We start from the raw sequence: 7371 nt of genomic DNA, 5'->3' as shown, positions 1-7371 counted from the left end.
GGGGCGGGGGGGGGGGGGGGAGGTGGGAGGGGGGGGGGGGGGGTGGGGGGGGGTGTGGGGGGGGGGGGGGGGGGGGTGGGGGTGGGGGGGGGGGGGGGGGGGGGGGGGTGGGGGGGTGGGGGGGGGTGGGGGGGGGGGGGGGGGGGGGGGGGGGGGGGGGGGGGGGGGGCTGCGCAGCGCGGCACTAAGTAAGCATATGTGCTGATTTGATTTTAAAGTCGAGGCTTCTGGAGGAGCATGACCACAGTTGCTTCGCTGGTCTCCATGGCTGATTGCTTAAGTGATTATAAACAGGCGAATGGTGGCATTCCGCTACTGCGTGAAGAGGAAAAGGTTGAGCCTGGGCGAATGAATAGAAAATGGCGAGACTTTGACAACATCGCGAGCGTCAAACAGCGAAGGGGACGCCGTGCTTTCGTCCGGATAATGAATGGTAACCTTAGGCTCATTGTTAGTGTTGTCAAGCAATATAGTTTTCGGACAAGGGGTGACTAAATTGGCATGATTGATCTTGTTCAGGCAGGCAATAAGGGTCTTGTGCGAGCCGTGGAAAAATTTGATCCGACCAGGGGCTATCGCTTTCTGCCTATGGATATTGAGGGATTAAGCAATCTATAATTAGGTTTATTCAAGACAATGATAGATTCAGTAATGTCTGAGATTGCTTTCTGCAGATGAGCAAGAACTGATAGGCCACCGACTTTGTGTTAAAAAGCGAATGGCTTTTTGTCGATATTGCAAAATCAACGGGTAAGGCAAAGCAACATATTCAGCCTGTAGAGTGGCGAGCACCTAATAAGCTAAGGAGGGCTATTGAGCCAGCCCTGTACCTTGCGTAAGATGCTTGGCTGGAATTGCCGCATGCTCTACTGTCGTCGAGAAAATCCATTAGACACGGAATCACCGTTAAGCATCAACTTTTTACCGGCCAAACCATCCACTATATTGTCTCGACTGTGTATGCCTATCAGTTCTCTCTGATCCTTTAAAGCATCTTCAAGCAGGAATGCACAAAGGTTGGAAACAGAGCGGCCCTCTTCGTCTGATCTTTTTATCAAAGCCTCATGTACATTGTAGCTTAATGTAATTGAGATCCTGCGTGGTTGGCGCTGAAGAATTCGTAGTTTATCGTTCATTGCAGTACTTTATCGATCTGGGGGGGGGGCAAAATTAAGCAGAAGCGGCACTCTTGCGAGTGGTGAAATAATCATATTCGTTTATCCCTGGGAGAATCTGCACTTATTTGGAGTATTTATGCTGCCCACGGCCTCAAGTTTATGCGGATTTTTGTAATCTGCTGCAGGGTGAGGCACAGCGCCGCAGTTTTTCCCGTGCATTGGCTAAAATCGTCTTAAGGCCTTGGCGCGCATCCAGGCTAGAGATCTTCCCCTGTCAAGTCATGTGGGTGCACATTAAAACTGCTTGTTTTTTCTATGATGCTCATCAAATTGCTGGAATTCAGCTTTATCAGCGGATCGGCAGCAGATGTGTGATCAGCCCTCTTTTAAATACCCACTAATCGAGCAGCCATAGCAACCTTGCACGAGCTGCCTCAGCAGGCCCGCAAGGTTGTATCAACCCGCAGATCACGCCTCCTAAGGCTCCTCAGCGTGCCTTGAATCGCCTTCCCTTCCACTCAACATGTCCTCGCTCGAGCTTGAAGATCGCGAGGATGAACACCCCTAGAAAGAACAGCACTGGAATCGGAAAGATCAGGTTGATCCAATGGAAGCGCCCTACCCGGCGGCTGAGCAGCAGCAACTGCACAGCAAAGGCGCCATAGATCAATGCATTTGGGCCGATCGCGGGGGGGCCCACCAGAGGCCAGCCCAGCAAGGCGGCAGGCAGACACCAGGCCGCCCAGAAGAGGCCCGAAAGCCACAGCAGCATCGCCAGCATCCAGGGCCAGCGAACTTCTCCGGCGGCCGTCGCAAAGTTCTTATCGAATCCGGCCACCATGTCGGCCAAACCGCCGGGATACATGCGATATGCGATCGAATCGCTGCCGAGCCAGGCGCTCACGGGCAGGCCGAGCTGCTCGTAGCGATGGGCTAGGAACCAATCCTCCACCACTTTGTCTGCCACTGCCTCATGGCCGCCGGCGCGCAGATAGTCGGCCCGACTGCTCACCATCGCTGGCCCGAAGGCAACCCCACAGCCCGGCCCCAGCCTTACCGCCATCAGCCCCACCAGGTTGAAGAGCAGAGAGAGCTGCTCGTAAGGCTTCTCTGTGCGGTGATAGGGCTGTACCGAGACCAGTCCTCCTTGCTGCTCGTGTTGGGCGAGTAGCCGCTGTAGGAACTGTGGGGCAGGCTCGGTGTCGGCGTCGAGAAAAACCAACACATCCCCTCGGCTGGCCTGCACCCCGTGGTGAAGAGCCCAGGTCTTGCCGCACCAGCCTTCGGGAAGAGGAGGTGGCTGAATCACCTTGATCGCAAGCGTGTCAGCACTCTGGCGGGCGATGGTGGCGGTACCGTCGCTGGAGTCATCGTCGACCACGATCACTTCAGCGGGCCTGAGAACCTGGTTGCTGAGGGCCGCCAGTAGATTCGGCAAGGTTGCTGCCTCATTTCGGGCAGGTATCAACACGGACACTGTTCGTTGGTGCAGCGGCATGGAGGCCGGAAGGGACGGCAGACTCAAGGCCAGAATCCAGCCCAGCAGCCAGCGCACCAGCAGCGACACCTCCAGCCAGCCAATTAACACTCAGTTACCTGAGGAGAATTTTCACCTTAGGGAGAGGGACTGGAACTATCAATCATTACCTCGGATTTGCAGCTGAATGACTTGGGCGGGTCTATCTGCTTGAGGAGCAGCACCTCTTAACCCTTCTCGTCCCGCTCCAATGCGCTGATGAGGCCGGTTCTGCTTGGATAGGATGGCGAAAACTAAATCAGCTACCACCGATGGATGGGAAATTATTTGTTGGTGGCTTGCTTTTGATCTTTCTGTTTTTGTATGTAGGAGTTTATCTGCTAACCAGAGGTCTAACCCCGCCGGTCTAGATTATCATTCGCTATCTTGTAAATAGCTTATGCGGTTAAGCTTGTCAAGTACAAGCATTTGATCTTTTGGCTGTTTCGGTAGTGATGTAGTTAATGGCAGCGCGGCATGGGGGATTCCCATGAAGGCCAAGCTTGATGCTGTCTTAATTGCGTAGTAGCGATTAATTCACTATCTCTGAAAGAGAGCTAAGCGCCTTTGCTGCTCCTGCCAGCATTAGCTTGGGCCGGTGCGGCGTTTACCCCATCGCCCACCATGGCGGCGCCGCATTCCCCCTGACGCTGCAGGCCTTAATAACTATTTGTGGCCTGGTGCTGCACAGGTTGATGTATCTGGTGCGCTCTCGGCCTTACCCGGAGGGGCGTGCAGCTCCACATGCTCTTGCTCGTTGGCATCGTTGCGGGCCACGATTGCAATGGCCGCCTCGCTGGCGCTGAGGTTTGCCGGCCTGTGGGTGGTGCCCGCTGGGATGAATAGAAAGTCGCCCGTTTGGTTGATCACCTACTTCGGCTTGGACACCGTTGAGCTTGGGCAATAGGTCCCCATTCCAGGAGCGATCGCTGCGGCTCAGGGTTTCTACCTTCACGCCAGGGCCAGAATCCCCAGCCTGGATTTTCTCTTCAAGGGTGCCGAAGTAGCTGATCGAAATCCTGGGTCCTTTCCAGCCTCAGATGTGAAGCGGCCTTCATGAAGTCTGATTGCCGCGGGTGAAGAGCCATTGCGGCAGCGGTATGGATGGTTGCCTTTTTGGTTTGGCGGAGAGATCGTGTGGACATCGGGATTCGGAGGCTCCACTGATGGAAGACACCCCCCCTGAGCATTTGCCAGGAGTGCGCTGACGATCCGGCCCCTGCTCCAACACTCTCGACGGATCTCTGACGTCTCTTGGCTGAAAAGCCTCCACTGCGCCGCCTTAGGTGCCCCGGATTAATCGAGACGTCCCACTGGTCACCTGGCCTCAGGTGCTTGCGTCAGCAGCTCCGCAGTACAACTGAAGACACCCAGATCTCACGATCTGATTGCTATCTAACTTGCGCCCAGCTGCGCCCCACCCCTCCGGGCAAACGCCACAGCTGGGTCAACAGAAGCCCGGGGCACGCGCTCCGGGCTTCCTAGTTTTTATGCCGCTTGGGAAAAGGCCATGACGGCGCCACCAGAGACTGATCAGCAGTCGATTGAGCGCCGGGCCCAAGAGCTGCTGGCCCAGCTCAGCGTTGCCGAGAAGCTTGCCCTGCTGGAGGGCGATACCGACTTCTGGCCCGGCATGGTGGAAATTGCCAGCCGCGACGCCTCCCACCTGCACCCCTGGCCAGCGGGAGTGTTGCCGCGCCTGGGGCTAGCCGGTCTGCAGTTTGTTGATGGCCCGCGGGGGGTGGTGCTCCAGGGCGGGGCGACTACCTTCCCCGCTCCGATTGCTCGCGGTGCCTGCTGGGACGTGGATCTGGAGGAGCGGATCGGCGTGGCCATGGCCCGCGAGGCCCGCAGTTTCGGGGCCAACTGGCTGGCGGCGGTGTGCGTCAATCTGCTGCGCCACCCCGGCTGGGGCCGGGCCCAGGAAACCTATGGCGAAGACCCGGTGCTGCTCGGCTGCTTGGGGGCGGCAATGACCCGCGGCATCCAGCGCCACGCCGTTGCCTGCGTCAAGCATTTCGCCCTCAACTCGATCGACAGCTCTCGCTTCCTGGTGGACGTGCAGGTGAGTGAACGGGTGCTGCACGAGCTTTACCTGCCCCACTTCCGCGCCTGCGTAGAGGCCGGGGCGGGCTCGCTGATGAGCGCCTACAACCAGGTGAATGGCGAGTGGTGCGGCCAGCACCCCGCGCTGCTCAACGAAATCCTCAAGCAGCGCTGGGGATTCAGGGGCTTCGTGGTGACCGATTTCATCTTCGGGATGCGCGATGGCGTTGCCGCGGTGCGGGCCGGCCAGGACTTGGAAATGCCCTTCCGCATGATCTTTGCCGGTTGCCTGGCGGCTGCCGTTGCTGATGGTCGGCTGCCGCAGCAGCGCGTGGATGACGCCGTGCTGCGCCAGCTGCGGGTGCAGCTCGCCGTGCCCCAGGGTCCCTATCCCACCAGCCTGCGCGGCTGCTCCGAGCACCGGGCCCTGGCCCGGGAGGCTGCCACCAAGTCGATCGTGCTGCTTCAAAACGAGGCCTTCCCCCATGGCCCCCCCCTGTTGCCCCTGGATCCGGCCCGCTCGCTGGCGGTGGTAGGCAGCCTGGCCGCCATCGCCAACCTGGGCGATCGCGGCTCCTCCGACACCCGGCCCGAGCCAGGCGTGGTGGTCACACCCTTGCAGGGGCTGCAGGCAGCGGCTGCGCCGGGGGCTGTGCGTTACGCCAGTGGCGAGCGGCTGGCTGAAGCCACTGCCCTGGCCGCCAGCTGTGAGGCGGCCCTGCTGGTAGTGGGCCTCGACTGGCGCCTGGAGGGGGAGCACATCCATCCCGGCGACATCGCGCCGATCCTGCGCCAGATACCGCCCCCCCATCCCCTGCTACGGCGCTGGTGGCCGCCGGTGGCCCGGGCCATTGCCGCCATCACCAGCTACGGCTCGGCGCGTCAGGGGGGCGATTTCGCCGCCGGCGACCGCACCAACCTGGAGCTGCCCGCTGAGCAGGTGGCCTTAATCGAGGCCGTGCTGGCGGCAAACCCCCGCACAGTGGTGGTGTTGATGGGAGGTGGGGCAATCTTGATCGAGGCCTGGCGCCGTGCTGTGCCGGCGATCCTGCTGCTCTGGTACCCGGGGGAGCGGGGCGGTGAGGCCTTGGCCGATGTTGTGTTCGGCCAGGTGTCGCCCAGTGGGCGCCTGCCCTTCGCCATTCCCACCAGCGCCGACCACCTGCCTGATTTCAAGCCCCGGGCTCCCCAGGTGCGCTACGACCTCTGGCACGGCTACCGCCGCCTGCAGCGAGAGGGCAATCCGGCCGCCTTCCCCTTCGGCTTTGGGCTCTCCTACGCAGAGCTGCGCCTCAGCCAGGCGGAGGCCGAGCTGCAGCCAGATCAAATTCGGCTGGCTGTAACTGCCCAAAATGCCGGCCTGCTGGCCAGTGAGTTTGTGGTGCAGGTGTACGCCGAACCGCCTGGGTTAGTGCTGGAGCGGCCCCAGCGCAGCCTGGTGGGCTTTGCTCGGGTGGCGCTGGAGCCAGGCAACTGCCGGCGGCTTCAGCTGCTCATTCCGCTGCGTCAACTGGCCTATTTCGATGAAGCCTCCAGCCACTTTTGGCTGGAGTCGGGTTGCCATCGCCTGCGGGTTGGCCAACACAGTGAAGATTGGGGGGTGCTGCTGGAGATCAATTGCGAGGCAACGGATCTGGGCCCCTGATCAGCCTTTGCCCAGCAGGCGCTGCAGCCGCAGGCGGTTGTAGCGCTGCACCCACAGGCAGGGCAGGTTGAAGGCGGTGGCAAAGGCGAGGTTGATCAGCACCCCCGCCGGCGGCAGCCACAGGGGGGTGATAGTCCAGAAAAGCCACAGGGCTAGATGCACTAGCTCGGCCCGGCGAGTTTCCAGCACCAGCCGCTCCAGCTTGATGCTCTCCCGGCCCACCAGGCTTGCCTTGGCGATCCCTTTGGGCAGGGCGTGGCCGGCATCGGGCAGCCAGGGCTTCCAGCTGCGGATCGCCAGCTGGCTCTCGAAGCCCTGACGGCTTTCGCTCCATGGCCGCCGCATAAACCAGTGCTCCCGCTCTAACCAAGCGGCTGGCAGCCTGTTGGCCAGGGAGCCCACGAGCAGGCTCCAGAGCAGCCAGCCCAGGGCGCTGGAGGTGGCTGTCATCAGCGGAGAAAGGTTTGTCATCAGGGCCGCAACAGCTCCTGGGCTAGTAGCTGCACCGATTTGGGAGCGCGCAGCAACTGGGGATGGGCCCACACCGGCAGCATCTGGGTGCGGCCCACAGGCAGCACGGCCCGCCAGCCGGGCAGTACGGCTAGGTCGATGGTCGAATAGAAGCTGCAGCAGTCGATCCCGGCCAGGGCGTCGAGGTTGCCGTTGAGCTCGGTGAGCAGGGGGCTGCCCGATTTGAGGTCGGCGATACCCGCCAGTAGGCGGCCCGGCCAGGGCTGGGCGGTGAGGGTGCCTTGCTGGGGACTTCCCACACTGGTGAAGCGCCTGGTGCGGTGTTGGCCGCCCAGCAGCTGGATCCAGGTCCGGGCGATTACGCCGCCGATCGAAAAGCCCAGCAGATCAATGGGTTGCTCCAGCCCGAAGGCCGCTTCGATATGACTACCGAGTAGTTCGGCCGCCTCGGAGATAGGGGTGAGGCCAAACCGCAGCGGTAGTTCGGGGATTAACAGCGGTTGGCGCTGGTTGCCCAGGCAGCGCTTAAGCGCATTGAAAACCGCGGGGCTGTCGAGCAGCCCGTGCACCAGAAC

The 7371-nt window shown here is 60.9% G+C and carries 7 protein-coding genes; 2 read left to right on the top strand and 5 right to left on the bottom strand.

The genetic code is table 11. The annotated features are described in order from the left end of the window. The first annotated feature begins 501 nt into the window (after window positions 1-501). Window positions 502-618, top strand: a complete 117-nt coding sequence (locus C7K55_RS14245; protein WP_106632988.1) for a sigma factor — start codon at window positions 502-504, stop codon at window positions 616-618. A 248-nt stretch (window positions 619-866) separates the two neighbouring features. Here C7K55_RS14245 and C7K55_RS12140 read toward each other — a convergent pair whose 3' ends face one another. From C7K55_RS12140 to C7K55_RS12130, 3 genes are all read right to left on the bottom strand, one after another. Continuing rightward, window positions 867-1136: a ribbon-helix-helix domain-containing protein gene (locus C7K55_RS12140; RefSeq protein WP_106632987.1), complete on the bottom strand. Its 270-nt coding sequence runs from the start codon at window positions 1134-1136 to the stop codon at window positions 867-869. A gap of 469 nt (window positions 1137-1605) precedes the next feature. Beyond that, window positions 1606-2706, bottom strand: coding sequence for a glycosyltransferase family 2 protein (locus tag C7K55_RS12135; RefSeq protein ID WP_241518355.1), 1101 nt, complete (start codon window positions 2704-2706; stop codon window positions 1606-1608). Window positions 2707-3300: 594 nt separating this feature from the next. After that, entirely contained in the window at window positions 3301-3504 is a 204-nt protein-coding gene (locus C7K55_RS12130) for a cupin domain-containing protein (protein WP_106632986.1), read from the bottom strand. A 640-nt stretch (window positions 3505-4144) separates the two neighbouring features. On the opposite strand from C7K55_RS12130, the gene C7K55_RS12125 reads away from it, so the two are divergent. After that, a complete protein-coding gene (locus tag C7K55_RS12125) occupies window positions 4145-6325 on the top strand; it encodes a beta-glucosidase family protein (RefSeq protein WP_106632985.1) in 2181 nt (726 codons plus the stop codon). On the opposite strand, the gene C7K55_RS12120 is transcribed toward C7K55_RS12125, so the two are convergent. Then, on the bottom strand, window positions 6326-6796 hold the full coding sequence (locus C7K55_RS12120) for a glycosyl-4,4'-diaponeurosporenoate acyltransferase CrtO family protein (protein WP_106632984.1): 471 nt from the start codon (window positions 6794-6796) through the stop codon (window positions 6326-6328). Beyond that, the gene (locus tag C7K55_RS12115; protein ID WP_106632983.1) at window positions 6796-7365 is read right to left on the bottom strand and encodes an esterase/lipase family protein; all 570 of its coding nucleotides are present in this window, start codon (window positions 7363-7365) and stop codon (window positions 6796-6798) included. The genes C7K55_RS12120 and C7K55_RS12115 overlap by 1 nt, the downstream gene beginning before the upstream one ends. Window positions 7366-7371: the final 6 nt, after the last annotated feature.

This window comes from Cyanobium usitatum str. Tous (genome assembly GCF_003011885.1).
GTDB classification, from domain to species: Bacteria; Cyanobacteriota; Cyanobacteriia; order PCC-6307; family Cyanobiaceae; genus Cyanobium_A; species Cyanobium_A usitatum.
The sequence above is the reverse complement of the archived record's forward strand: the minus strand, read 5'-3'. Positions and strand labels throughout refer to the sequence as shown.

Excerpts from the sequence above, each read along its gene's own strand:
- C7K55_RS12140 (WP_106632987.1), bottom strand. The coding sequence starts at position 1,136 with ATGAACGATAAACTACGAATTCTTCAGCGCCAACCACGCAGGATCTCA.
- C7K55_RS12120 (WP_106632984.1), bottom strand. The coding sequence starts at position 6,796 with ATGACAAACCTTTCTCCGCTGATGACAGCCACCTCCAGCGCCCTGGGC.
- C7K55_RS12125 (WP_106632985.1), top strand. The coding sequence starts at position 4,145 with ATGACGGCGCCACCAGAGACTGATCAGCAGTCGATTGAGCGCCGGGCC.
- C7K55_RS14245 (WP_106632988.1), top strand. The coding sequence starts at position 502 with ATGATTGATCTTGTTCAGGCAGGCAATAAGGGTCTTGTGCGAGCCGTG.